General features: G+C 51.4%; 24 protein-coding genes, 3 tRNA genes and 2 pseudogenes. 14 read left to right on the top strand and 15 right to left on the bottom strand.

The features are described 5' to 3' along the window. Window positions 1-206 precede the first annotated feature (206 nt). The 4 genes from otnK (at window position 207) to NG42_RS08610 (ending at window position 4,237) form a co-directional block, all read left to right on the top strand. The gene (otnK, locus tag NG42_RS08625; protein WP_052898909.1) at window positions 207-1,463 is read left to right on the top strand and encodes a 3-oxo-tetronate kinase; all 1,257 of its coding nucleotides are present in this window, start codon (window positions 207-209) and stop codon (window positions 1,461-1,463) included. Beyond that, a complete protein-coding gene (otnC, locus tag NG42_RS08620; RefSeq protein WP_052898908.1) occupies window positions 1,460-2,098 on the top strand; it encodes a 3-oxo-tetronate 4-phosphate decarboxylase in 639 nt (212 codons plus the stop codon). Before otnK ends, otnC begins: the two co-directional genes overlap by 4 nt. An 82-nt stretch (window positions 2,099-2,180) precedes the next feature. Then, window positions 2,181-3,482: an SLC13 family permease gene (locus NG42_RS08615; RefSeq protein ID WP_052898907.1), complete on the top strand. Its 1,302-nt coding sequence runs from the start codon at window positions 2,181-2,183 to the stop codon at window positions 3,480-3,482. Between the two features lie 11 nt (window positions 3,483-3,493). Beyond that, on the top strand, window positions 3,494-4,237 hold the full coding sequence (locus tag NG42_RS08610; protein WP_052898906.1) for a DeoR/GlpR family DNA-binding transcription regulator: 744 nt from the start codon (window positions 3,494-3,496) through the stop codon (window positions 4,235-4,237). Between the two features lie 36 nt (window positions 4,238-4,273). Here NG42_RS08610 and NG42_RS08605 read toward each other — a convergent pair whose 3' ends face one another. Further along, window positions 4,274-4,726, bottom strand: coding sequence for an Lrp/AsnC family transcriptional regulator (locus NG42_RS08605; RefSeq protein ID WP_052898905.1), 453 nt, complete (start codon window positions 4,724-4,726; stop codon window positions 4,274-4,276). 231 nt (window positions 4,727-4,957) lie between these two features. Here NG42_RS08605 and NG42_RS08600 point away from each other — a divergent pair, with 231 nt between their 5' ends. Together NG42_RS08600 and panB are read left to right on the top strand one after the other, a co-directional pair. Continuing rightward, window positions 4,958-5,572, top strand: a complete 615-nt coding sequence (locus NG42_RS08600; RefSeq protein WP_052898904.1) for a LysE family translocator — start codon at window positions 4,958-4,960, stop codon at window positions 5,570-5,572. A gap of 9 nt (window positions 5,573-5,581) precedes the next feature. Beyond that, window positions 5,582-6,382: a 3-methyl-2-oxobutanoate hydroxymethyltransferase gene (panB, locus tag NG42_RS08595; protein WP_052898903.1), complete on the top strand. Its 801-nt coding sequence runs from the start codon at window positions 5,582-5,584 to the stop codon at window positions 6,380-6,382. 256 nt (window positions 6,383-6,638) lie between these two features. Here panB and NG42_RS23865 read toward each other — a convergent pair. The 9 genes and pseudogenes from NG42_RS23865 to uvrY form a co-directional block, all read right to left on the bottom strand. Next, window positions 6,639-6,722, bottom strand: a pseudogene (locus NG42_RS23865) (tyrosine-type recombinase/integrase); the annotation flags it as partial. Continuing rightward, window positions 6,713-6,892 (bottom strand): phage integrase central domain-containing protein, encoded by a 180-nt coding sequence (locus NG42_RS23860; RefSeq protein ID WP_053115798.1) that lies wholly within the window; start codon window positions 6,890-6,892, stop codon window positions 6,713-6,715. The pseudogene NG42_RS23865 and the gene NG42_RS23860, both read right to left, overlap by 10 nt. Window positions 6,893-7,026: 134 nt before the next feature. Continuing rightward, window positions 7,027-7,341 (bottom strand): Arm DNA-binding domain-containing protein, encoded by a 315-nt coding sequence (locus tag NG42_RS23855; protein ID WP_053115799.1) that lies wholly within the window; start codon window positions 7,339-7,341, stop codon window positions 7,027-7,029. Between the two features lie 189 nt (window positions 7,342-7,530). Then, window positions 7,531-7,616: transfer RNA gene (locus NG42_RS08580), tRNA-Leu, on the bottom strand. 11 nt (window positions 7,617-7,627) lie between these two features. Beyond that, window positions 7,628-7,701: transfer RNA gene (locus NG42_RS08575), tRNA-Cys, on the bottom strand. A 57-nt stretch (window positions 7,702-7,758) separates the two neighbouring features. After that, window positions 7,759-7,834: transfer RNA gene (locus NG42_RS08570), tRNA-Gly, on the bottom strand. 151 nt (window positions 7,835-7,985) lie between these two features. Beyond that, window positions 7,986-8,534 (bottom strand): CDP-diacylglycerol--glycerol-3-phosphate 3-phosphatidyltransferase, encoded by a 549-nt coding sequence (gene pgsA, locus NG42_RS08565; RefSeq protein WP_052898902.1) that lies wholly within the window; start codon window positions 8,532-8,534, stop codon window positions 7,986-7,988. A 70-nt stretch (window positions 8,535-8,604) separates the two neighbouring features. Beyond that, window positions 8,605-10,440: an excinuclease ABC subunit UvrC gene (gene uvrC / locus NG42_RS08560; protein WP_052898901.1), complete on the bottom strand. Its 1,836-nt coding sequence runs from the start codon at window positions 10,438-10,440 to the stop codon at window positions 8,605-8,607. Further along, window positions 10,433-11,092, bottom strand: a complete 660-nt coding sequence (uvrY, locus tag NG42_RS08555) for a UvrY/SirA/GacA family response regulator transcription factor (protein WP_052898900.1) — start codon at window positions 11,090-11,092, stop codon at window positions 10,433-10,435. Before uvrY ends, uvrC begins: the two co-directional genes overlap by 8 nt. 504 nt (window positions 11,093-11,596) lie before the next feature. On the opposite strand from uvrY, the gene NG42_RS08550 reads away from it, so the two are divergent. After that, window positions 11,597-11,821: a DUF2594 family protein gene (locus NG42_RS08550; protein ID WP_052898899.1), complete on the top strand. Its 225-nt coding sequence runs from the start codon at window positions 11,597-11,599 to the stop codon at window positions 11,819-11,821. A 138-nt stretch (window positions 11,822-11,959) separates the two neighbouring features. Here the strand turns inward: NG42_RS08550 and NG42_RS08545 are convergent, their stop codons facing one another. The 3 genes from NG42_RS08545 to NG42_RS08535 all read right to left on the bottom strand — a co-directional run bounded on the left by NG42_RS08545 (window position 11,960) and on the right by NG42_RS08535 (window position 14,669). Beyond that, window positions 11,960-12,568, bottom strand: coding sequence for an acyl-homoserine-lactone synthase (locus tag NG42_RS08545; protein ID WP_052898898.1), 609 nt, complete (start codon window positions 12,566-12,568; stop codon window positions 11,960-11,962). Between the two features lie 128 nt (window positions 12,569-12,696). After that, window positions 12,697-13,419: an autoinducer binding domain-containing protein gene (gene sdiA / locus NG42_RS08540; RefSeq protein ID WP_052898897.1), complete on the bottom strand. Its 723-nt coding sequence runs from the start codon at window positions 13,417-13,419 to the stop codon at window positions 12,697-12,699. Window positions 13,420-13,970: 551 nt separating this feature from the next. After that, window positions 13,971-14,669 carry an extensin-like domain-containing protein gene (locus NG42_RS08535; RefSeq protein ID WP_052898896.1) on the bottom strand — a complete coding sequence of 233 codons (699 nt, stop codon included), beginning with the start codon at window positions 14,667-14,669 and terminating at the stop codon, window positions 13,971-13,973. 331 nt (window positions 14,670-15,000) lie between these two features. Here NG42_RS08535 and cycA point away from each other — a divergent pair, with 331 nt between their 5' ends. Further along, window positions 15,001-16,395: a D-serine/D-alanine/glycine transporter gene (gene cycA, locus NG42_RS08530; RefSeq protein ID WP_052898895.1), complete on the top strand. Its 1,395-nt coding sequence runs from the start codon at window positions 15,001-15,003 to the stop codon at window positions 16,393-16,395. A 78-nt stretch (window positions 16,396-16,473) separates the two neighbouring features. Here cycA and NG42_RS08525 read toward each other — a convergent pair whose 3' ends face one another. Further along, on the bottom strand, window positions 16,474-17,457 hold the full coding sequence (locus NG42_RS08525; RefSeq protein WP_052898894.1) for a metal-dependent hydrolase: 984 nt from the start codon (window positions 17,455-17,457) through the stop codon (window positions 16,474-16,476). 90 nt (window positions 17,458-17,547) lie between these two features. Beyond that, window positions 17,548-18,183: an HTH-type transcriptional regulator RutR gene (gene rutR / locus NG42_RS08520; protein WP_052898893.1), complete on the bottom strand. Its 636-nt coding sequence runs from the start codon at window positions 18,181-18,183 to the stop codon at window positions 17,548-17,550. 302 nt (window positions 18,184-18,485) lie between these two features. On the opposite strand from rutR, the gene rutA reads away from it, so the two are divergent. The 6 genes and pseudogenes from rutA to NG42_RS23850 form a co-directional block, all read left to right on the top strand. Beyond that, complete coding sequence (gene rutA, locus NG42_RS08515; RefSeq protein ID WP_052898892.1) at window positions 18,486-19,577, top strand: pyrimidine utilization protein A; 1,092 nt, start codon at window positions 18,486-18,488, stop codon at window positions 19,575-19,577. After that, window positions 19,577-20,323, top strand: a complete 747-nt coding sequence (gene rutB / locus NG42_RS08510) for a pyrimidine utilization protein B (RefSeq protein ID WP_053115969.1) — start codon at window positions 19,577-19,579, stop codon at window positions 20,321-20,323. Before rutA ends, rutB begins: the two co-directional genes overlap by 1 nt. A 21-nt stretch (window positions 20,324-20,344) precedes the next feature. After that, the gene (gene rutC, locus NG42_RS08505) at window positions 20,345-20,731 is read left to right on the top strand and encodes a pyrimidine utilization protein C (protein WP_052898891.1); all 387 of its coding nucleotides are present in this window, start codon (window positions 20,345-20,347) and stop codon (window positions 20,729-20,731) included. A gap of 12 nt (window positions 20,732-20,743) precedes the next feature. Then, window positions 20,744-21,571, top strand: coding sequence for a pyrimidine utilization protein D (rutD, locus tag NG42_RS08500; RefSeq protein ID WP_052898890.1), 828 nt, complete (start codon window positions 20,744-20,746; stop codon window positions 21,569-21,571). After that, a complete protein-coding gene (locus NG42_RS08495) occupies window positions 21,556-22,146 on the top strand; it encodes a malonic semialdehyde reductase (RefSeq protein WP_052898889.1) in 591 nt (196 codons plus the stop codon). Before rutD ends, NG42_RS08495 begins: the two co-directional genes overlap by 16 nt. A gap of 10 nt (window positions 22,147-22,156) precedes the next feature. Further along, window positions 22,157-22,265: pseudogene (locus tag NG42_RS23850) on the top strand (FMN reductase); the annotation flags it as partial.

Genomic DNA, 22,265 nt, shown 5'->3' with positions numbered 1-22,265 from the left:
TTTTCAGTAAGTTATGGCGAAGCCCTGCGAGCTTAAGGATTATTACCCGCTGTAACAGGCTCTTCAATGATTTCGCTAACACCCATTTGTTAACCACAACCCCTTATTTTGTGATCTGAAACACAAATTAACACCAGGCATGATTGCACTTGTATTTACATAAAAGCAATATAAGCTCAATTTGTTACCGCTTTAGAGGAACACATATGATTAAGTTGGGCGTCATCGCGGATGACTTTACGGGTGCCACCGACATTGCAAGTTTCATGGTGAATGCTGGCTGGAAAGTGGTGCTGTTCAATGGCGTTCCTGCTGAGGCTTTTGATCAGGAAGGCATCGATGCGGTGGTTATCGCCCTTAAAAGCCGTTCGATTCTGACCAAGGCGGCGGTGGAACAGTCATTGTCTGCATCAAACTGGCTCAAGTCACAGGGCTGTAAGCGTCAGCTATTCAAATATTGCTCAACCTTTGACTCAACGAAGGAGGGCAATATTGGTCCGGTTACCGATGCCCTGATGGAGAATCTGGGTGCGCCTGTCACTTTGATTTGCCCGGCAGTGCCCGACAATGGACGTACCATTTTGCAGGGTCATCTGTTTGTAAAAGGCCAGTTACTGAATCAAAGCGGGATGGAGCATCATCCAGTCACGCCGATGAAAGAGTCTTCACTGAAAAAATTGATGGAGGCGCAATCCACCGGCCGCTGCGAAGTCATCGATCTCGACACCATTAAAAATCATGTAGAAGACATTCCTGATGCCTTAGCCAAACTGGCAGAGGAAAAGATCAAATATGTTATCTGTGACGTACTGGATAACAATGATCTGTTAACCGTTGCGCGTGAAACCGCAGATTATGCCCTCATCACCGGCGCCGCAGGTATTGGTTATGCCATTGCGGCACTGGATACGATGCATAAATCCGCTGATAAGCCTGCGTTTGCTATCAGCAAAGAAGGTGCAAGCATTGTCCTGTCAGGTAGTTGCTCTTCCATGACTAATCAGCAGGTGAACTTTTATCAGCAGCGCGCCTCCTCACTGGCACTGGATGTGGAAAAAATCCTTCACGAACCAACGTACCTGCAGACGGTGACGGGCTGGGTGGTTACCCATACGAATGACGCGTTGGCTCCCATGGTCTATGCCACGCAACCGCCTCAGATTATCGAAATTATTCAGAAGAATTACGGTGCGGAATTTGTCAGTGAGAAGATCGAAAGCTTCTTCGCCACGCTTGCCCACAATTTAAGTAAGGAAGGTTTCAACAAATTTATCGTGGCTGGCGGTGAAACGTCGGGTGCGGTATCACAGGGGCTCAATATTAAAGGCATGGTGATCGGCGATGCTGTCGCGCCTGGTGTGCCGTGGACACAGGTATTGGATGAAGAAAAGTGGGTAATCCTCAAGTCAGGCAACTTTGGTAACAGGGAATTCTTCTTAAAAGCGCAGGAGAGTGTGAAATGAGCGAAGTCCAATATCGTCAGGATTTAGTGCGCTACGCACGCTCCCTGTTCGAACGTGGTTACAGCAGCGGTGGTGCTGGAAATATCAGCCTGAAACTGCCTGATGGTCATATCCTCGCCACGCCGACGAACTCCAGTTTTGGCGACCTGGATGCTGATGAATTGAGTAAAGTCACGATGACCGGTGAGCTGGTTTCGGGTCACAAGGCGTCTAAAGAGGTGCTGATGCATCTGGCAATGTATCGTCAGCGTCCTGCTTGTGGTGGCATCGTACATTTGCACTCCCCCTGGCTGACAGCATTATCCTGCTTGCCCGATCTTGATTATGAAAATGCACTGCCGGCCATAACGCCTTACTACGTGATGCGAGTGGGTAAACTGCCGGTGGTGCCTTATATTCGCCCGGGCTCGCCTGAAATTGCTGTGCATGTTGAAAGGCTGTCTAAGGAACATAACTCAATTCTTCTTGCCAACCATGGTCCAATAATTTCGGGTAAAAATATCCGTGAAGCGGTCTTTAACGCAGAAGAGTTAGAGGAAACCGCAAAACTTTATTTCGTACTCAAACCCTATGGCATGAAAACATTAACTAATGAAAATATCGATGAGCTCAATACGCTTTTCAATATGAAATAAATATTGCCATGGTACAGCTGTGCAGATTTATCTGCGCAGCGTTTTCTTACATCTTCTATTCTGAAAATTATAAGGATAAGTCATGTCTTTGATGCTTATCACCGGGATTGTCATGTTTGTTATTCTGACATGGTGCTTATTGAAAAATAAGTTTCCTCCCAGTGTGCTGTTTATTATCTTACCTACGGTAGCCGCTTTAGTCTGTGGATTTGGCTTTAAAGAGCTGGGCGAATATGTCGCTTCAGGCCTGAAATCGGTAGTTGGCACCGCTACGCTGGTCGCGTTCAGCGCCATGTTCTTTACCCTGATGAAAGAAGCCGGTGTGTTTGACGTTATTGTGCGTTTCATCCTGCGTTTCGTCACACAATCGACTTTTTCTGTTCTGCTTGCGACATTGGTCATAGCCTCAGTCTGTAGCCTCGATGGCAATGCGTATGCAACCCTGCTGGTAACCGTCCCGGCATTGTTACCCCTTTATGAAAAGATGAACATCAGCCGTAAAACGTTGCTGATGCTGGTTACCGTTGGAGTCGGCGTAACGGGTATTACCCCATGGGGAGGTTCACTCAACCGAGCCATTGCGGTGACACATCTCGATATTCTTGACGTCTATTACAAACTCATTCCTTTGCAGGTTGTGCTGTTTGTACTCGGCGTTATTCTCTGCTGGTACATGGCCAGAGTAGAAAATAAAAAGGGTTCTGGCATTAGTAAAGAAGCTTTCCTGGTGATGCGTGAAGAGATGCTTACCAGCAGAGGTGACCATAATCCATGGCTGTTACGCGTCAACTTTGTGCTGGTGATTGCAACCATTGTTATTCTGGTTTCTGGATTAGTCGCGGGTAACTTCCTGTTTATGATCGCATTCTCGCTGGCAGTCATAATCAATTATCCGGACGCCAAAAAAGCACAACAGAAAATTAAAGATTATGCGTTAACCATCTTCCCTGTCATCGTGATCTTCTTAACCATTGGCGTATTTGTTGGCATATTGCAAAATACTGGCATTATTGAAGTATTAGTGAATGAACTCGCTGCGGTTCTTCCTTCCAGTTTAGGACCTTACCTTTATATTATTCTGGCTGCCTTCAGTGTACCGATTGTTATTTTGATTGGTTCCGATGCCTTCTATTTTGCACTTCTTCCTCTCGCCGTAGGCCTTGGGCAAAGCTTTGACGTTTCCCCACTGCACGTCACCATCGCTATGCTCATTACCGAACAAATAGGCTTGCTGCTCAGTCCGGTTATACCGGCAACGCATCTGGGATTAGGGCTACTTAATCTTCAGGTTGGTGAGCATATTCGTCACTCCATGGTGAAAATCTGGATCATGAGTGTCTGTGCTCTGTTGGCCGCTGTCGTTCTTGGCATTATTCCTGTCTGATGAGGAGCGATATGATTCCCGCTGAGCGTCATCAACGGATACTCGAGGTGGTATCCATCAAACATTTTGTCAGCCTGCGGGAGCTGTCAGATATGCTGGATGTCACGGTGATGACTATACGGCGGGATATTGAACAGCTTAGCGCGCGGGGAGTAATTATGTCCACGCGTGGTGGCGTGAAATCACGTGAAACCCCGCTACGTTTGCCCGTTGAGCGCCCCGGGGCTCATTCTCTAATCCCTGCTGCGCTACGTTATTTGGGTGATAGCAAAGTGGTTTATCTTGATGGCGGAAAGTTGACGTTTGAGCTGGCCACGTTTTTTCCTTACCGCGATGAAATGACCATTGTCACCAATGATTTTGCCATTGCGCAGCATGTTATGACTCACTCCACCGCTGCACTGTTTTTTATCGGTGGCAAACTCAGCCGTCATGACAATACTTTTCATCAACGCGTTGCGCTTGAGGCCTTGCAAAGTCTCAATTTTGAAAAGGCGTTTATTGCACCGGAATCATGGAGTGATAAAGGCATCTTCCATCATGATGAATACAGAGCGGCTTACTATGGTGCAATCATCAACGCATCGCGAAAATGTATCATGCTGGCAGATAACAACAATTACGGCAGCAACGCGCTGTATAAGATGTTCTCACTGACCGATATGGACAGGGTCATTACCGACCTGCCTTCGTCCGAAGTGATTTTGAGCAGGCGAATGGATCCGCTAAAGCTGCATCCCGTTGCAAAAAAATAGCATTGGGCATGCTTAAAACAACGGATAACCAACCAGCTACAGCGGTAACGGACGATCCTGAATGACGGTTTTCATCACCAGGGTCGACGTTAGCCTTTGTACGCCGGGCATAGCGGAAAGCTTCTCATCATATAACTGCTGAAAAGCGGGCAAATCACGCGTTGTGATATGCAGAAGATAATCAGGATCGCCAAATAAGCGTTGTGCCAGCGTAATTTGCGGAAGTTCTTTCACCGCCTCTTCAAACGCATTGACGGCCTTACGGTCGCCATCACGCAACGTCACGAATACAATCGCCGAGAAGTTATACCCCAGGAAGGCCGGATTCAGTTGAGCACGATACCCCTGAATGACGCCACTCAGCTCCAGTGCTTTTACCCTGCGGTGGCAAGGTGACAGGCTTAATCCAACCCGCTCCGCCAGCTCAGTGACGGATAAACGGCCATCAGCTTGCAGTTCAGCAAGAATATTGCGGTCAATGCGGTCCATTGGCAAGATTATTCCCTTATCAGCGACACTTCGCATAGATATTAAAAGCACATTCTAACCAGCTGAGGATATTCTTTCTACCTGGTAATGCTGTGCGATTCCGCCCAGCATCTGGAGATAGATTCTGTTTATTTCGTTAATCAGGTAGAAAATCGTGTGTAATATAATTCCTTTAAGTCATCCCGAAGACGCTGTGCTCAGCATGCCTTATACATCGAGTGGGGTATCACTATGGCGCTGAGTTTTTTTGCTGCTTTTTGGTCCGTTTCAGTGCTGTTTGTCATTACCCCTGGGGCAGACTGGGCCTATGCCATCTCCGCAGGAATTCGCGGGGGCCGGGTCATTCCCGCAGTCTTCGGATTGCTCTCTGGCCACTTGATTGCAACGTTAATTGTTGCCGCAGGTGTAGGAGCCGTGGTCGCGGACCTGCCTACGCTCATGAAAGGATTAACCGTAGCCGGCGCCTGCTATTTAATCTGGCTGGGAATAGGCATGTTGCGTCACCCTGCCATTCCCACTGCCGGTGAAAGACAGGTCGAAGGTAATGCATTGCGTTGGGCTGTAAAAGGGCTTTGCATTAGTGGGCTTAATCCGAAGGTATTTCTGCTGTTTTTGGCGTTGTTGCCACAATTCACCGATCCGCATGGTACATGGCCGCTCGCCTTTCAAATGGCGGCATTGGGTATGGTGCATGTTGTAAGCTGTGCAGTGGTTTATCTGATAGTAGGATTCGGATCGAAAGCAGTTTTACAAACCCGGCCAACGGCTGCACGCCGCGTCAGCCAAATTTCCGGCGCTCTGATGATCATCATCGCAGCGCTATTACTGACAGAATCCTTTAGATGAGACATTGAGATGCCAGAGATCACGCTGACCCACCTGCAGAAGATGAAGAAAAACGGCGAAAAAATTGCCATGTTGACCTGCTACGATGCGACTTTTGCCCACGAGTCCAGCCAGGCTGGCGTCGATATGCTGCTTATCGGCGATACGCTCGGTATGATTCTGCAGGGCCACGACAGTACCCTTCCGGTCACCATTGAGGACATGGTTTATCACACTGCCAGCGTAAAGCGCGGTAACACCGGCAGCTTTATCATCGCCGACCTTTCCTTTATGACCTACGCCACACCAGATCAGGCTTTGCAAAGTTCAGGCCGTCTGATGCAGGCGGGCGCTCAGATGGTGAAACTTGAGGGGGGAGAATGGTTGTGTGAATCCGTGCGTCAGTTAACCCGCAATGGCATTCCTGTCTGCGCGCATATTGGTTTGACGCCGCAATCGGTCAATGTGTTTGGCGGGTTTAAAGTTCAGGGTCGTGGACCAGAACAGGCCAAAAGGCTTATCGATGCAGCAATAAAGCTGGAAGCCGCCGGTGCGGCAATGATTCTGGTTGAAGCCGTTCCTTCCTCAGTGGGCAAAGCGTTGAGCGAGGCGGTTTCCGTCCCGGTAATCGGTATTGGTGCTGGCGTAGATACTGACGGACAGGTACTGGTTCTGCATGACATGCTGGGGCTGAGCATCACAGGCCGCGCACCTAAATTCGTCCGTAACTTTATGTCGGGTAAGGACAGTATTCAGAGTGCAATACAGAGCTATGTTGCGGCAGTTAAAGCGGAAACTTTTCCATCTGCTGAACATTGCTATGCTGAATGATTGTTTAAAATGCGGGAGTAGAAAGCACCGGTGTACCGTCTGGGGTTAATGATGTGCGAACTTCTGATTTAAAATAACCTCACTTAGCTTAACAACATCAAACATTTCACCCACTCAATGAGCGGGTGAAATGTTTGTGTATTTGCCCCTAACTTAAACCATTATTCAGCGGGCTTCATCTGTATAAAACCCAAGTTCAAATCCTACATACTGCCAGTCACCTGAAGATTGATATTATACGCGGCAAGCACTTTTTTCGCTCCTGATGGCTCATCTGACGCTCAATGGCATCCCTGGACCACAGACCAGACTCTACCAGCGCGCTGCAGGTCATGGTTTGGTTTTAGCAGGAGCGACTACGCCTTTAAGATCCGAAGCAGGGTTACAGGTAATTATGCCATTCTGTACGGCATAGCGCAGGATTGCCGCCGTGCGCGGCTGAAGCCGTCGTGCGACATCAATTTTACCTGCATTTTCGACCGCTTTAATTGGCCCAATGAGGTCGGGCACCGTCAGGCTTCTGATATCGCGCTCACCGATGGGCGGGAAAGGTATAATTCAAAATAGCGCGACTCTTTTAGTATGCTCTTCCGTCCAGGTTCGGTTAGTGGCAAGCCACTGGAGTGCCACTGAGGCGTAAGTATCTACCGGCATACCGCCACGTTTCTCTTCTTTACGCTTCTCACCCGGACCGTACCGGCAGTGAGCACGCTCCGGGCCTCATCCCGTAGTCTCCTGGCATCAGCCAGTGTGATGAAAGGATAAGCACCGAATGAAAGCTTTTTCTCTTTCCCTTTATAACGATATTTTAAGTACCACAATTTTGACCCGTGCGGATTTATCAGCAGGTAAAAACCATGTGCGTCACTTAACTTCCGGGCTTTGATACCAGGCTTTGCATTAAGATAGTGCGATCGGTTAAAGGCATTTGGGGGCCTCACAAAAAATCGAACTGGCATAGGCCCCCAGTTTGGCCCCCAAATGGCACGGCTGTCTACGGTATAATCCGTCACAATACGCACTCATTGAGTTTTGTTGACTGGCGGCTTACAAAGGAATATTTACAGGAAAGACAGGCGGTTACGGGGCTATACTGCGGGATACGGACGAAAAAAAAGTCACCCGGAGGTGACTTTTTTCTGAAGCAATGGTGCCCGGGGCGGGACTTGAACCCGCACAGCCATAAGCCGAGGGATTTTAAATCCCTTGTGTCTACCGATTTCACCACCCGGGCAAGGTGTAAATTGGAGGCGCGTCCCGGAGTCGAACCGAGGTAGGCGGATTTGCAATCCGCTGCATGGCCACTCTGCCAACGCGCCTTAATTCTTGCTTAGCCTTTGCAGGCTGTTACCAGATAAGGTCTGATAACGTAAATTTGGAGCGGGAAACGAGACTCGAACTCGCGACCCCGACCTTGGCAAGGTCGTGCTCTACCAACTGAGCTATTCCCGCAATCATCAGCGCCTAACCGAACTTGCTGATTTACTTTATCTTCTGGCGCCTTAGCTGCCGTTCGATGCGTTGCATTCTACTGACCTGTAGAAATGAGTCAATAAAATTATCCTCACTTCGTGTCTGTTTGCTGCTTTTTAAATCGTATCGATCAACGTTCAAACAAATCGCCGCGTGCTGCGCTTAAATACTGGAACATTGACCAGAATGTCAGCACCGCCGCAATGTACAGCGCAGCGACCCCTACCCCTTCAACCATGCTGTCCGGACGCCATAGCAGCGCGAAGAGTGCCAGCATCTGGGCAGTCGTTTTGACTTTGCCAATCCAGGATACCGCCACGCTACTGCGTTTACCGATTTCCGCCATCCACTCGCGTAGTGCCGAGATAATGATTTCGCGAGCAATCATGGTTGCTGCCGGTAATGTGATCCACCAGGAGTGGAAATGTTCGGCAACCAGCACCAATGCCATCGCCACCATCACTTTATCAGCAACAGGATCGAGGAAGGCACCAAATCGCGTGGTCTGCTTCCAGCGTCGGGCGAGGAAACCGTCAAACCAGTCGGTTACCGCGGCGACGATGAAAATCAGCGCACAAGCCAGGGGAGCCCATTGAAATGGCAGATAAAATGCCAGCACAAAGAACGGGATAAGAATGACACGAAACAGGGTGAGCCACGTCGGAATATTAAATTGCATATGCTACGGTAACTGTCTGGCCGGAGTAGGATTTACCGTATGTTCCTACATTGCACCCCGGTATTCAATGCTAGTGTTTCAGCGAATAGAATATTTTTTCTGCGAGAGCATGTGAAATGCCCGGTACTTTGGCGATTTCTTCCACGGTTGCGGCCATCAGAGGTTGCAGCCCTCCCATGTACTTAAGTAGCTGCTGGCGCCGCTTCGGCCCGATTCCTTCAATTAATTCCAGCGCGCTGGTGTTCTTTACTTTGGCCCGTTTATTACGATGGCCTGTAATTGCATGATTGTGAGAGTCGTCACGAATATGTTGAATCACATGTAACGCCGGCGAGTCCGGTGGCAGAGAAAAACCTTCGCCTTCTGGTTCAAAAAACAGCGTTTCCAGCCCCGCCTTACGATCGGTCCCTTTCGCGACGCCTAACAGGATTGGACGGTTTTTATCCCACGGCACATCCAGCTCGGCAAACACGCTTTTCGCCTGCGATAACTGGCCTTTGCCGCCGTCGATTAATATCACATCCGGGATTTTGTTCTCTTCCAGCGCCTTACCATAACGACGGCGCAGTACCTGGTTCATCGCCGCATAGTCATCGCCAGGAGTGATGCCGCTGATGTTATAGCGTCGATATTCCGCACGCAGTGGACCGTTGCTGTCAAAAACGACGCAGGAAGCGATAGTCTGCTCACCCATGGTGTGACTGATATCAAAACACTCCATGCGTTTGATTTCCGGCAGTTTCAGCAGCTCAGCCAGTGCCGACAGACGCTGATGGATAGTAGAGTGCTGCGCCAGTTTCGTTACCAGCGCCGTCGCGGCATTGGTGCGTGCCAGTTTCAGGTAACGCGCGCGGTCGCCACGGGGTTTACTCTGAATATTGACGCGACGCCCCGCCAGTTCGGTTAACGAGTCCGCCAGCAGCTGGCGTTCAGGTAACGCGAAGTCGAGTAAAATCTCCGATGGCAGGCTGCGTGCTTCACTGCCCTGCAGATAAAACTGTCCGACAAAGGTTTGTACCACTTCCGCCAGCGCTGTACCGCCCGGCACTTTCGGGAAATAGCTGCGGCTGCCCAGTACTTTGCCCTGGCGGATAAACAGCACATGCAGGCAGGCCATACCGGAATCAAAAGAGACACCAATAACATCCAGATCGTCACCCTGATTCGAAACAAACTGCTTCTCAGTGACACGACGCACCGCCTGAATCTGATCGCGCAGACGCGCCGCTTCTTCAAACTTCAGCGCAACGCTGGCCTGTTCCATGCGGCTGACCAGCTGATTGAGGACCTGGTCATCTTTACCGGCGAGAAACAGCCGCACATAATCAATCTGTTGCGCATACTCTTCTTCGCTGACCAGCCCGGCGACGCACGGCCCCAGACAGCGGCCAATCTGGTATTGCAGGCAGGGACGCGAGCGGTTGCGATAGACGCTATTTTCACACTGCCGTACAGGAAAGACTTTTTGCAGCAGCGCCAGCGTCTCACGGACCGCATAGCCATTCGGGAAAGGACCAAAATACTCCCCTTTGGCGTGTTTCGCCCCACGGTGTGACGCCAGACGCGGATGAGTATCTGAGCTGAGGAAAATATAGGGATAGGATTTATCATCACGCAGCAGCACGTTATAGCGCGGCTGATACAGCTTGATGTAGTTATGTTCCAGCAGTAACGCTTCGGTTTCAGTATGGGTGACGGTGACATCGATATGCTGGATATTACTGACCAGCACTTCGGTTTTGCGGCTGCCGACATTACTACGGAAATAGCTGGATAAACGCTTTTTCAGATCTTTCGCTTTACCCACATAGATAACCGTACCACCAGCATCGTACATCCGGTAGACGCCCGGCTGGCTGGTTACGGTTTTCAGGAAAGAGGGTGCATCAAACGCTTCACTACTCACTGCTAATCAACGACTCCGCATTAAACATGCCGTGACGAATGGCTAAATGCGTTAACTCTACGTCGCCGCTGATATTCAGCTTACTGAACATGCGATAACGATAGCTGTTAACCGTCTTCGGGCTGAGGCTGAGTTGCTCCGAAATTTCGGTCACCTTCTGCCCTTTGGTAATCATCAGCATAATCTGTAATTCGCGCTCCGACAAACAGCTGAACGGTGATTCTGCTTTTTGCGGTTCAATCTGGCTGAGCGCCATTTGCTGCGCGATATCGGAAGCGATGTAGCGCTGGCCCGAGTTAACCGAACGAATCGCACTGATCACTTCCTGCGGCGCCGCGCCTTTGCTGAGATAGCCAGCGGCGCCCGCCTGCATCACTTTAGCCGGCAACGGATTTTCCGTGTGGATGGTGAGCATGATAATTTTAATATCAGGATTAAAACGCACGATTTTACGCGTGGCTTCCAGCCCGCCGATACCCGGCATGTTCATATCCATTAACACGACATCAACGTTGTTTGCACGACACCACTTGACCGCATCCTCGCCGCAGTTTGCTTCCCCGGCAACCAGAATGCCTTTGATATCTTCCAGTATGCGACGAATCCCTGCGCGTACCAGTTCGTGGTCATCTACAAGAAGAACGCTGATCAAAAGAGATCTCTCCAGAAAAGTCGAAGGTGGAATAAAGTAAACAGGCAAATTTAGCCGCTAATGTTACTCTTTTTTCGTTCAGGAATGAACATAAATCATATGGCGGCGGCGGCGGCGTGATGCCCGTTACATAGAGAAATAATTGACATCAAATAGTTATATTTTTTTAAGGCTACGCGCGTTCAATTATGCATAAGGCTAATTTTATTTACTGGTAAATGGCCTGAATAAAATGACAAAACATTGAAAATCAATATCTTAAATTAGTAAACAGAGTTACCACTGATTACCTCGGGAATAATACTTTGTCTGCTATACAATTTACTCTTCAGCAGTGGATTTCCTGCTACATGATGATCTTTTAGGGATCTGGCTGGCACGTTCGCCGCTACGGTTCATCGCGCAGCCATTAGCGACCTGATGAGTTGTGATATACTTCTGGCACTTTTTATTCACATAGCGCAAGCGGTATGTGCAGAATTGATCTTATTTTAGGAGACAACAATGAGTCAGATTGACTTTACTACCTCTGAAGAAACGCAGGCGCTGGCCAATGAAGTGGCCTGTCTTAAAGCGATGGTCACGCTGATGCTGAAAGGCATGGGCCAGGCAGACGCCGGTAAAGTGATTATCAATATGGAGCGGTTTATCGCACAGCTGGAAGATCAACCGCAGGCGGACGTGTTCAGCAATACCATCAAACAGATTAAGTTCGCTTACCGTCAGTAAACGTATTTAGCTGCAAGCCCATTGATTTCCGCCTGAATTAGCCCGACGTAACATTTTAGGGCCAACAGTACGAAACAATGGGCTTAGTTATCAAAGCACGACAGGCTGCTGATAATAAGGTGGATCAAACAGGCGTGATTAGCGGCCATCCCAGCTAACTGAGATCGCCAGCGAAGGTAACACCTCTTCCGGGCTGTAATGGCGCGATCCCTGATACTTATCCGCCAGCACCGGTTGCTTCACCGCCAGCTTTACCGCGAACAGATTGTCTTCCGAATGGATCAGTCCGGGCATTAACGGTTCAAAAACGATCTGGTGGTGTTCAAACATTTTCTCCATCATCGGCGTTGCAGCACTTGCCACATACTGAATGCCAGCCTCTGCCGCAATCTGCAATGCATGCCAGAGAATCTTCAGCGGCAGCTCGCTGTCAATGTCCAGACGGGCAGAAAATCGCGACATTTCCCAAATAGTATGGCGGTCAACCGGCATCGCAACACCCGGCGAATGTTGAGTTTCTGGCCACTTCATCAGGCGCGCGCAGCCACAAATTCCATGCTTTGCGCTCCAGGCAATCAGCCAGGTTACATCTGAACGGTCAAAACGGTCGTACTCCTGGCCCGGCGTGGTCAGCCGCGAAGGAATCGACCAGCCTTCACCCCGGGCAAATACGTTGTAACGGTAACTGCCCAATTCCGCCAACAATGAGGATGGCATATCTCTAAGTTGGGTCTGAATAATCTTCATCATTGTCACCTGTCGCATTCCCTGTTAATCACCGCGCCATCGCGGTCTGAGCAGGTTTGTTACCCTGGGCGCAGGGTAGACAACCGATTAATGAGATGGAACTACCAATTCTGGTAGTTGCATTAATTTCACAATAAGCCGACTGCCGCGGCGTAGCATGCAATTTGCGTTTTGTTCGCCGTGTTAAATCGTTTTTGCATATTTTTCTGGTGAAAATTAACCGTATGTTCTGAGATAGATAAAATCAGCGATATCTCCGCCGCCGTTTTTCCTTCCGCGGTCCATTTCACTATTTCCAGCTCGCGCTGGCTGAAACCAATATCGATCACCGAGACGGAGGGATCGTTAAGTCGTTGCAGCGTCGCCAGATATACTTCAGCCAGATATTGCAGTTTCATTTCAAACACCAGGCTGGCTTCCAGGTTTTTTATCCCACTGCGCGATGACAACGACAGGATGCCGGTCACCCGTTTAGCCCCCATTACCGAACAGGAATAACCGGATACCAGGCCGGAATCCTGCGCATCACTCCACAGTTTTTCACTGCCGGTAAACAGCTCATCACGCCATTGCAAAATTTGTCCCGGTGACTGGCGCATGGCGACAATTGGGTCAATATCAAAATAATTTTCTTTTTGATAGTGCTGTAGCCAGAACGCCGGATAGGTGGTGAAAAAATAGATTTTAGGCCGGGTAAAGGGCACCGGATGTCGAATCAGCAGCGTGAAGTAGTCATAGCCCAGGCACTCGATCTGCTGCTGAGCAAAGTTGATTAGCTGGCCTGTTTCAGTGGCAGACTGGAAAAGAGCAAACAGCTCTTTGCGCCAGCTGAAATAGTTTTCAGATATCATTAAAGCCTCATCCGATGCGATCTTAATTCGCGCCGCGTTTATAATTGTGATTGCAAATGCAATAGAGAAAATAAAGGTATTCCGGCAATTTCATTTATTGCACGCGCCGTGCAACTCTATGCCGCAATGGTAAACAACCATTATCAATGCACGTTGTGTCACTAATTAGAGCGTCTGGTCGGACATCAGAAAAAAAGAGTGCAGCTGTTGTTGCTATTGCGCCACAACGAGTGGCGGGCAATTGTTTCCTTTAATCTGCATCTTTTTAGAATAGGATTTTTCCGAACATTATTCAATATTTTTGATCTCAAGACTGGCCCGTGATTTCACCGCACAGCACTTAAGTTAAATTTATTCGTGCACTTATTTAAAAAAATCTTAAATAACATAACGATAACCAATTCACTGCCTGTCTGAAGGGCTGATTACCCCGCCCGTTTTTGCCATCACTTAACCGAAATCAGCCATTTTATAAGGCGGGTATGCCTGACGAAGCCCTGTTTAACTTATTCTTTTTTATTATTAACACCTGCTTTTTGGGCATATCAACATTAGCGGCACAAGCCAAATCCGCGCATCCCCAGGTGAAAATGGTTGGCGTGAGCGGCGTTATAATCCGGCCCCAGCGAGTTGCCAAAATAGTCGCAGCTTTGCTGAAAAGCCTGATGCAGCCAGGCCGCCTTCTCTTCCGGCTGCTGCCAGTGGCGTAACACACTTATTCTCTGCCCATTTTTCAGCTGAAAACCGGCAATATCCCAGGCATCGGCGGTCGCATGTTCGCTTAAACGCCCCTCGGCGCGATGATAAATATTACGACAGGCATAGCTTCCCAGATGATCGATACGCGCCAGTGGCGACGTCATGCCCGGCACGCCGCTGCCGTTTTTGACGCGCTGTACAAACATTACGCTGCTTACCGCCATCGGGCAACTGGCGAGAAAACTGCTGCTCAGTGTCACCGCACCAAAACGTTGTAGCCGCAACGGATTGTCCAGCGGACAATTCCCCGCCATTTTCCCTGGACGGCTAAAGGTTACCAGCCCGGCTGCACGCGCACGCTCCATCACCGCCAGACAGGCCTGTGGATCACCGTCCAGCTGACGCAGTTTATAGCGGGTAATAAAACTGGCGGGATCGGTGACTGACAGCGGCGTGAAGGGATTATATTCAGCAGGCAGATGTTGTTTAATCCATGGCATCGCCAGCCATGCCGCCAGAATAATAACGATGACCGTTAACAGAAATTTCACGGATGACTATTTCCTTACGCACAACTGTCGTCAGTTTTATGTTAAGCATATCTGTAACAGTAGTCTCAGTCAGGCCTGTCGGAGAGAAATGGCGACTCTTTATACCGAACTTTACCTGACTGTTGCTGCTAAAAAGCACATTTCTGCGACGCTATTAACGGTGTAATCCCCTTCCGCCAGTGATTATCACGATATCCCTCACGTATGTTAAAAAACAATTACCCGCTAACGGTCCAATTACACTATCTTATGCCAACTTACCTGGGGAGACCTCAGATTAAATAACAGCCAACAGAGCTGACACACCATCACAGACAGGAACAGAACCGTTATGGTTGATCAATCAAAAGAGACAGTGCCGGCAACTGATGCGCCGGACAAACTCCAGCGTAACCTTCACAATCGTCATATCCAGCTAATCGCCATCGGTGGTGCCATCGGTACCGGCTTGTTTATGGGCTCAGGAAAAACCATCAGCCTCGCCGGTCCTTCGATCATTTTCGTCTATATGATCATCGGTTTTATGCTGTTTTTCGTGATGCGCGCTATGGGTGAGCTGTTGCTCTCCAATCTTGAATATAAATCTTTCAGCGATTTCGCTGCCGATCTGCTTGGCCCATGGGCAGGCTATTTTACCGGCTGGACCTACTGGTTCTGCTGGGTTGTCACCGGAATTGCCGATGTGGTGGCCATCAGTTCCTATTTCCAGCTGTGGTTCCCCGGTTTCTCCGTCTGGATGAGTGCGCTGCTTTGCGTCGCCGTGTTCCTCGCACTGAATATCGCCACGGTGAAAATGTTCGGTGAGATGGAGTTCTGGTTTGCAATCATCAAAATTGTCGCCATCGTCGCGCTGATTGTTACCGGCATCGTGCTGGTTGCCATTCACTACCCTTCTGCCAGCGGTAGCCACGCGGCGTTATCCAATATCTGGGATCATGGCGGGATGTTCCCGAAAGGGCTAAGCGGCTTCTTTGCCGGCTTCCAGATTGCGGTATTCGCCTTTGTCGGCATCGAGCTGGTCGGTACCGCTGCGGCTGAAACGCATAATCCGAAAACCGTGTTGCCGCGGGCGATTAACGCCATCCCGATCCGTATTATCTTCTTCTATGTGCTGGCGCTGATGGTGATTATGGCGGTGACGCCGTGGAACCAGGTCGTGGCGGATCGCAGCCCGTTTGTGGAAATGTTTGTGCTGATTGGCCTGCCAGCCGCGGCCAGTATCGTTAACTTTGTGGTGCTGACCTCTGCGGCGTCCTCGGCAAACAGCGGGATCTTCTCCACCAGCCGTATGTTGTACGGCCTGGCAGAACAGGGCGTGGCGCACCGTGCTTTTGGTCGTCTGTCACGGCGTGCGGTACCGACTAACGGTCTGTTCTTCTCCTGCCTGTGCCTGCTGGGCGGCGTGGCGTTGATTTACCTGATTCCGAATGTGATGACGGTGTTCACTATGGTCACCACGGTTTCGGCGATTCTGTTTATGTTCGTCTGGACCATTATTCTCTGCTCGTATCTGGCGTACCGTAAAAAGCGCCCACACCAGCATGCCGAGTCAGTGTATAAAATGCCGTTGGGCAAAATTATGTGCTGGGTATGTATGGCGTTTTTCGCGTTTGTGGTGGTATTGCTGACGTTGCAGGAAGATACCCGTCAGGCGCTGATGGTCACCCCCATCTGGTTCCTGATTCTGGCGATTGGCTGGTTTATGCGGAAAAGAAAACAGGCGTAATAGTCACAACGGGAGCCGAAAACGGCTCCCCGGCATCCAGAGGCGGCATTCTCGCCGCCTCTGCCGATAACCGCTCCGCTACAATCTTTCCCACAACTCACGAAACGAACCGGATACGGATGGCCGCGGCATTGGCTGGCGCGTCGGACGAAAATCTGCCGGTTGCCCTTCCCCCTGCGGCCCAAGATTAAAGGTAAAGGTGTAATCCGGCTCTTCTCCCATGCGTAGATCGGTGATCATCAGCTGACCCTGCTGTTCGCGCATGGCAAAGAAGCCGTGGCTGAACCAGGCGACGCGCTCCACGTACCAGTCACCTTTATACTGCTGATACAACCCCGCACCGCGATCGTAATGGCTGAACGTCAACGGCCGCTGCGGTGACAGCAACGAATAGTAGCTTTCGGCATAGCCCTGTGGCGTCATCACCAGTGCCCGCCACACCAGTGTATTAAAGGCGGTTGGCGTCACCAGTAACTGCTGTGCCGGTATATGCTGCCGGGCCATGTCGGCTTTAATCTGCCCGGTGGCATAGCTTTGCGCCAGCATACTCCAGCCCAGATACAGCGTACTGAGCGTCAGGCCGAGAGTATTCCACCACAGGCCACGCTTATCGCGCAGGCAGAGCGCAACCAGCAAGCAAATCAGTAACGGTAAGGTATACAGCGGGTCGATAATATAAATACTGCTGACCGCGAAAGGGAAGTCGGTCAGCGGCAGCCCCAATTGGGTGCCGTATACCGTCATCAGGTCGAGCAGTGGATGAGTAATCAATGCCAGCCAGACCGCCACCCACCAGCGCACCCATTGATGTTTCTGCCGCACGACCCCGGCAATCAGCCACGCCAGCAACGGCGACGCCAGCGTCAGCCATATCAGCGCATGGCTTTCAGTGCGGTGTAACGTCATATTGCGGATAGCGTCGCCGTGATCGACAAACACATCCAAATCCGGCAGCGTGCCGCAAACCGCACCGACCAGCGCGGCCTGCCACAAAGGCGCTTTGCGCCCCATGGCTGCCACGCTGACTGAAGCACCCAGAACTAATTGTGATACCGAATCCATACTTGTTCCCTGATGAATACACTCGTTTAAGCCTGGCTTATGCTGCCCTAATCAGTGTAAAGATTTTACAGGTCGTGGAGAGAAACCGTTTTAGCGCACGCGAATCCCTTCAATCACCATGCGCTGCACATTCTCCACCGTCTGCTGAAAGAAGCGCTCATCACTGAGCGTTTGCCCGGTAATGGCATGCACCTGAGTGGCAAAGTCGGCGTAATGCTGGGTAGTGGCCCACAGCATAAAAATCAGATGATGTGGCTCGACCGGTGCTAAGCGGCCCTGATCGATCCAGCCTTCAATCACCGCCGATTTCTCCTCCACCAGCGCTTTCAGCATGCCATCCAGCTCACCTTTCAGCAGCGGCGCGCCCTGCAACATCTCCAGGCAAAACAGCCGTGAGGCCTGGGGATGATCGCGGGAAACTTCCAGCTTCATGCGGATATATTCGCTTATCGCCTCCAGCGGCTGTAAATCGTCACGCAGCGCACGCAGCGGAGCCAGCCAGACATCGAGAATATTTTTCAGTACCGCGATGTACAGCTCTTCTTTCGACGGGAAATAGTAGAGCAGGTTGGTTTTCGACACGTCCGCCCGCTCCGCCACTTTATCCAGACTGGTGCCATGAATACCGAATTGTGAAAAGAATTCCAGGGCGGCAGTCAGGATCGCCTCACGTTTCGCGGCAACCGCGCGCGCGCGGCGTGTCGGGGCTTTTTCTGCAGACTTCACGGTTATTCCTTCTCCAGTGATTGCGGCACACACCAGCCAGGCTCCGGGAGATACCTCCTTCGGGGGATGCACCCTGATGGCACATCGCTGCCTGCTTTTTGTGCACGTATTTTTACCAGATGGTCTGTTTCAGACCATTCGCTCAACATTGCGCACAGGTATTTTACATAACCTTATGTTTATCAACATCTTTAATTTTCTGGCACAGCCTTTGCAAATTACATTGTGAGCGCCGCCTCAAGGGAATTGCAGGATGCACCGCAGCGCGTGAACCACATCCATCGCTAAACAGAGGGTTTCACATGAAAATTGGTGTCTTTATCCCTATCGGTAACAACGGCTGGCTGATCTCCACCAACGCGCCACAATATCTGCCAACCTTTGAGCTGAACAAAGCCATTGTACAAAAAGCCGAGCACTATCATTTTGATTTTGCGCTCTCGATGATCAAGCTGCGCGGCTTTGGTGGTAAAACCGAGTTTTGGGATCATAACCTCGAATCTTTTACCCTGATGGCCGGTCTCGCTGCCGTCACCTCACGTATTCAAATCTACGCTACCGCCGCCACGCTGACCTTGCCGCCGGCTATTGTGGCACGCATGGCGTCGACGATCGATTCGATTTCTAACGGCCGCTTCGGCGTTAATCTGGTGACCGGCTGGCAAAAGCCGGAATACGAGCAGATGGGGATCTGGCCTGGCGATGACTATTTTTCACGCCGTTATGACTACCTGACTGAGTATGTGCAGGTGCTGCGCGACCTGTGGGGCAACGGCAAATCCGATTTAAAAGGCGACTTCTTTACCATGAATGATTGTCGCCTCAGCCCGCAGCCACAGCAACCGATCAAAGTGATCTGCGCCGGTCAGAGTGACGCCGGTATGGCCTTTTCGGCGCAACACGCTGATTACAACTTCTGTTTCGGCAAAGGCGTCAACACCCCCACCGCTTTTGCGCCAACTGCCTCACGCATGAAAGCGGCAGCGGCAACCACCGGTCGGGATGTCGGCTCCTATGTGTTGTTTATGATTATCGCCGATGAAACAGACGAAGCCGCACGCGCCAAATGGGAGCATTACAAAGCCGGAGCCGATGAAGAAGCCCTGGCCTGGCTGACCACGCAAAGTCAGCAGGATAAACGCTCCGGCAGCGACACCAATGTGCGCCAGATGGCCGATCCCACCTCTGCCGTCAATATCAATATGGGCACGCTGGTTGGCTCTTACAGCAATGTGGCGAGGATGCTGGATGAGGTTGCCACCGTGGACGGCACGCAGGGCGTGCTGCTGACCTTTGATGATTTCCTGCAAGGTATTGAAGCCTTTGGCGAGCGCATCCAGCCGCTGATGCAAAGCCGTATCGATCTGATTGACGCTGCACAAGAGGTGGCCTGATGAATAACCGAGATACCGTCGTTTGCGCTGGCGCAGCGACTGAACACGCCCTAACCCTGCCTGCGCGCCCGGAAGCCATCTGTTTTCCGCCGCAGCAAACAGCATTAATCGTGGTGGATATGCAGAATGCCTATGCCACTGAAGGTGGCTACCTCGATCTCGCCGGGTTTGATGTTTCTGCCACCAAACCGGTGATTGAAAATATTCACCTTGCGGTCAGCGCAGCCCGCGCGGCGGGGATCCAGATAATCTGGTTTCAGAACGGCTGGGACGATCGCTACGTCGAGGCCGGTGGCGCGGGCTCACCTAACTTTCACAAATCGAATGCGCTGAAAACCATGCGTCAGCGCCCTGAGTTACAGGGCAAGCTGCTGGCAAAAGGCGGCTGGGACTACGACCTGGTCGATGAACTGCAACCGCAGCCAGGCGATATCGTGCTGCCGAAACCGCGCTACAGTGGCTTTTTCAATACGCCCCTCGACAGCATGTTGCGCAGCCGTGGCATCCGCCATCTGATTTTTACCGGTATCGCCACCAATGTCTGTGTCGAATCCACCCTGCGCGACGGCTTTTTCCTTGAATATTTCGGCGTGGTGCTGGAAGACGCCACTTACCAGGCCGGGCCAGCCTTCGCCCAGCAGGCGGCGATTTTCAATATCGAAACCTTTTTCGGCTGGGTTTCCGATGTGGAAAGCTTCTGCCATACGTTGCAATCCGCCGCCACGCCGCTGAAGCGTTCGGCCTAACCCGGTTCAGGAGCAGTTGTCATGCCAAAAACAGTCATCACCCCGCCGGGCAGCGGTATTCCGCTGGCACCCTTCTCGCCCGGTACGCTGGCCGACGGTATTGTCTATGTCTCCGGCACCTTGCCGTTTGATAAGCAGAACAATGTGGTTCATATCGGCGATGCGGCGGCACAAACCCGGCATGTGCTGGAGACCATTAAAAGCGTGATTGAAACCGCCGGTGGCACGCTGGATGACGTGACGTTTAATTCTATTTTCATCACCGACTGGAGCAATTACGCGGCGGTGAATCAGGTGTACGCCGAATACTTCCCCGGCGATAAACCGGCGCGCTACTGCATTCAGTGCGGGCTGGTCAAGCCGGACGCGCTGATTGAAATCGCCAGCATCGCGCATCTCGCTCAGTAAAGGAGTCAGCCTGTGTATCTTGAACTTTCAGGTCTGCAACATCCGCAGGCTCCTGTTTTGGTGCTGTCAGCCGGCCTTGGCGGCCTTGGCAGCTTCTGGTTGCCGCAGCTGAGTGCATTGCGCGAACAGTATCGTGTGGTGGTTTATGACCAGCGCGGCACCGGCCGCAATGCCGATTCGCTGCCTGATGGCTACAGCATGCAGGAGATGGCGGCCGAGCTGGCGGATGCGCTGGCACAGCATCAAATTCTGCAATTTACTGTTATCGGTCATGCGCTGGGCGGGATGATCGGTCTACAAATGGCGCTGGATTACCCGGATCGCGTCTCGCGAGTGGTGGTGGTCAATGGTTGGCTGAGTCTGGATGCCCATACCCGGCGCTGTTTTCAGGTGCGTCAGGATCTGCTGCTGAATGTCGGCGTCGAGGCGTTTGTCCGTGCGCAGCCGCTGTTTCTCTATCCTGCCGACTGGCTGTCAGAAAATCAGGCGCGGATTGAAGCGGAAGATTCACTGCATGTGGCGCATTTCCAGGGCACCGAAAACCTGCTGCGCCGGTTACACGCGCTGATGAATACGAATTTTACCCAGCGTACTCAACAGATCGCCCAGCCGGTGCTGCTGGTATGCAGTCAGGACGATCTGCTGGTGCCGTGGACTTGCTCCGAAACGCTGTCTCACGCTCTGCCCGCCGCCACGCTGAAAAAAATGCGCTGGGGTGGACACGCAATGAGCGTCACGGACAGCACCACCTTTAATACCTTACTGCTGGACTGGCTGAACGACACCCCGCCAGCCAGTGTGACATCACCTGTAATGGAGCCATCATGGCAGAACCTTTAACTCGCGAAGCACTCGCCACCCTGTTTACCGCGGCGCGTACCCACAATGGCTGGCAGGACAAGCCGGTGACTGATGCACAGTTACAAGAGGTCTACCAATTGCTGCGTATGGGGCCGACTTCGGCCAACTGTAGCCCGGCGCGATTCTTTTTTGTGCGCAGCGCCGCAGGCAAAGAGAAGCTGAAACCTTCGCTCTCCAGCGGCAATCTGGAAAAAACCCTCAGCGCGCCGGTGACCGCCATCGTCGCCTGGGACCCCAGGTTTTACGATGCGCTGCCAACCCTGTTCCCGCATGGCGATGCACGCTCATGGTTTACCTCCAGTGCGGAACTGGCGGAAGAGACCGCCTTTCGTAACAGCTCGCTACAGGCCGCGTATCTGATCGCCGCCTGCCGCGCACTGGGACTCGATACCGGGCCGATGTCAGGTTTTGACCGCGCCAGCGTCGATCACGCCTTCTTTGCTGAGAACGGCTGGAAAAGTAACTTACTGATTAATATCGGCTATGGCGACAGCAGTAAAGTTTATGCCCGCCTGCCGCGCCTTGATTTTAACCATGCCTGCCTGCTCGGATAAGGAGTTAATTATGTCGCTGCATACTCTGCCACTGACGCCCATCAGTGTGGAAAAACAGGAATTTCGCCATGCCATGTCGCGCCTGGGTGCGGCGGTCAACATCATTACCACCGATGGGC

The sequence above is a fragment of the Winslowiella iniecta genome (genome assembly GCF_001267535.1).
Taxonomy (GTDB): Bacteria; Pseudomonadota; Gammaproteobacteria; order Enterobacterales; family Enterobacteriaceae; genus Erwinia; species Erwinia iniecta.
This window is presented reverse-complemented; position numbering and strand designations above follow the sequence as displayed.

Bases quoted from the DNA above. Each gene is read 5' to 3' on its own strand.
- otnK (WP_052898909.1), top strand. From the start codon at position 207: ATGATTAAGTTGGGCGTCATCGCGGATGACTTTACGGGTGCCACCGAC.
- NG42_RS08615 (WP_052898907.1), top strand. From the start codon at position 2,181: ATGTCTTTGATGCTTATCACCGGGATTGTCATGTTTGTTATTCTGACA.
- rutC (WP_052898891.1), top strand. From the start codon at position 20,345: ATGCCAAAAACAGTCATCACCCCGCCGGGCAGCGGTATTCCGCTGGCA.
- rutB (WP_053115969.1), top strand. From the start codon at position 19,577: ATGAATAACCGAGATACCGTCGTTTGCGCTGGCGCAGCGACTGAACAC.
- NG42_RS08525 (WP_052898894.1), bottom strand. From the start codon at position 17,457: ATGGATTCGGTATCACAATTAGTTCTGGGTGCTTCAGTCAGCGTGGCA.
- NG42_RS08610 (WP_052898906.1), top strand. From the start codon at position 3,494: ATGATTCCCGCTGAGCGTCATCAACGGATACTCGAGGTGGTATCCATC.
- NG42_RS08545 (WP_052898898.1), bottom strand. From the start codon at position 12,568: ATGAAGATTATTCAGACCCAACTTAGAGATATGCCATCCTCATTGTTG.
- sdiA (WP_052898897.1), bottom strand. From the start codon at position 13,419: ATGATATCTGAAAACTATTTCAGCTGGCGCAAAGAGCTGTTTGCTCTT.
- otnC (WP_052898908.1), top strand. From the start codon at position 1,460: ATGAGCGAAGTCCAATATCGTCAGGATTTAGTGCGCTACGCACGCTCC.
- NG42_RS23855 (WP_053115799.1), bottom strand. From the start codon at position 7,341: ATGCCAGTTCGATTTTTTGTGAGGCCCCCAAATGCCTTTAACCGATCG.
- NG42_RS08550 (WP_052898899.1), top strand. From the start codon at position 11,597: ATGAGTCAGATTGACTTTACTACCTCTGAAGAAACGCAGGCGCTGGCC.
- NG42_RS08495 (WP_052898889.1), top strand. From the start codon at position 21,556: ATGGCAGAACCTTTAACTCGCGAAGCACTCGCCACCCTGTTTACCGCG.
- panB (WP_052898903.1), top strand. From the start codon at position 5,582: ATGCCAGAGATCACGCTGACCCACCTGCAGAAGATGAAGAAAAACGGC.
- pgsA (WP_052898902.1), bottom strand. From the start codon at position 8,534: ATGCAATTTAATATTCCGACGTGGCTCACCCTGTTTCGTGTCATTCTT.
- rutA (WP_052898892.1), top strand. From the start codon at position 18,486: ATGAAAATTGGTGTCTTTATCCCTATCGGTAACAACGGCTGGCTGATC.
- NG42_RS08600 (WP_052898904.1), top strand. From the start codon at position 4,958: ATGGCGCTGAGTTTTTTTGCTGCTTTTTGGTCCGTTTCAGTGCTGTTT.
- NG42_RS08605 (WP_052898905.1), bottom strand. From the start codon at position 4,726: ATGGACCGCATTGACCGCAATATTCTTGCTGAACTGCAAGCTGATGGC.
- cycA (WP_052898895.1), top strand. From the start codon at position 15,001: ATGGTTGATCAATCAAAAGAGACAGTGCCGGCAACTGATGCGCCGGAC.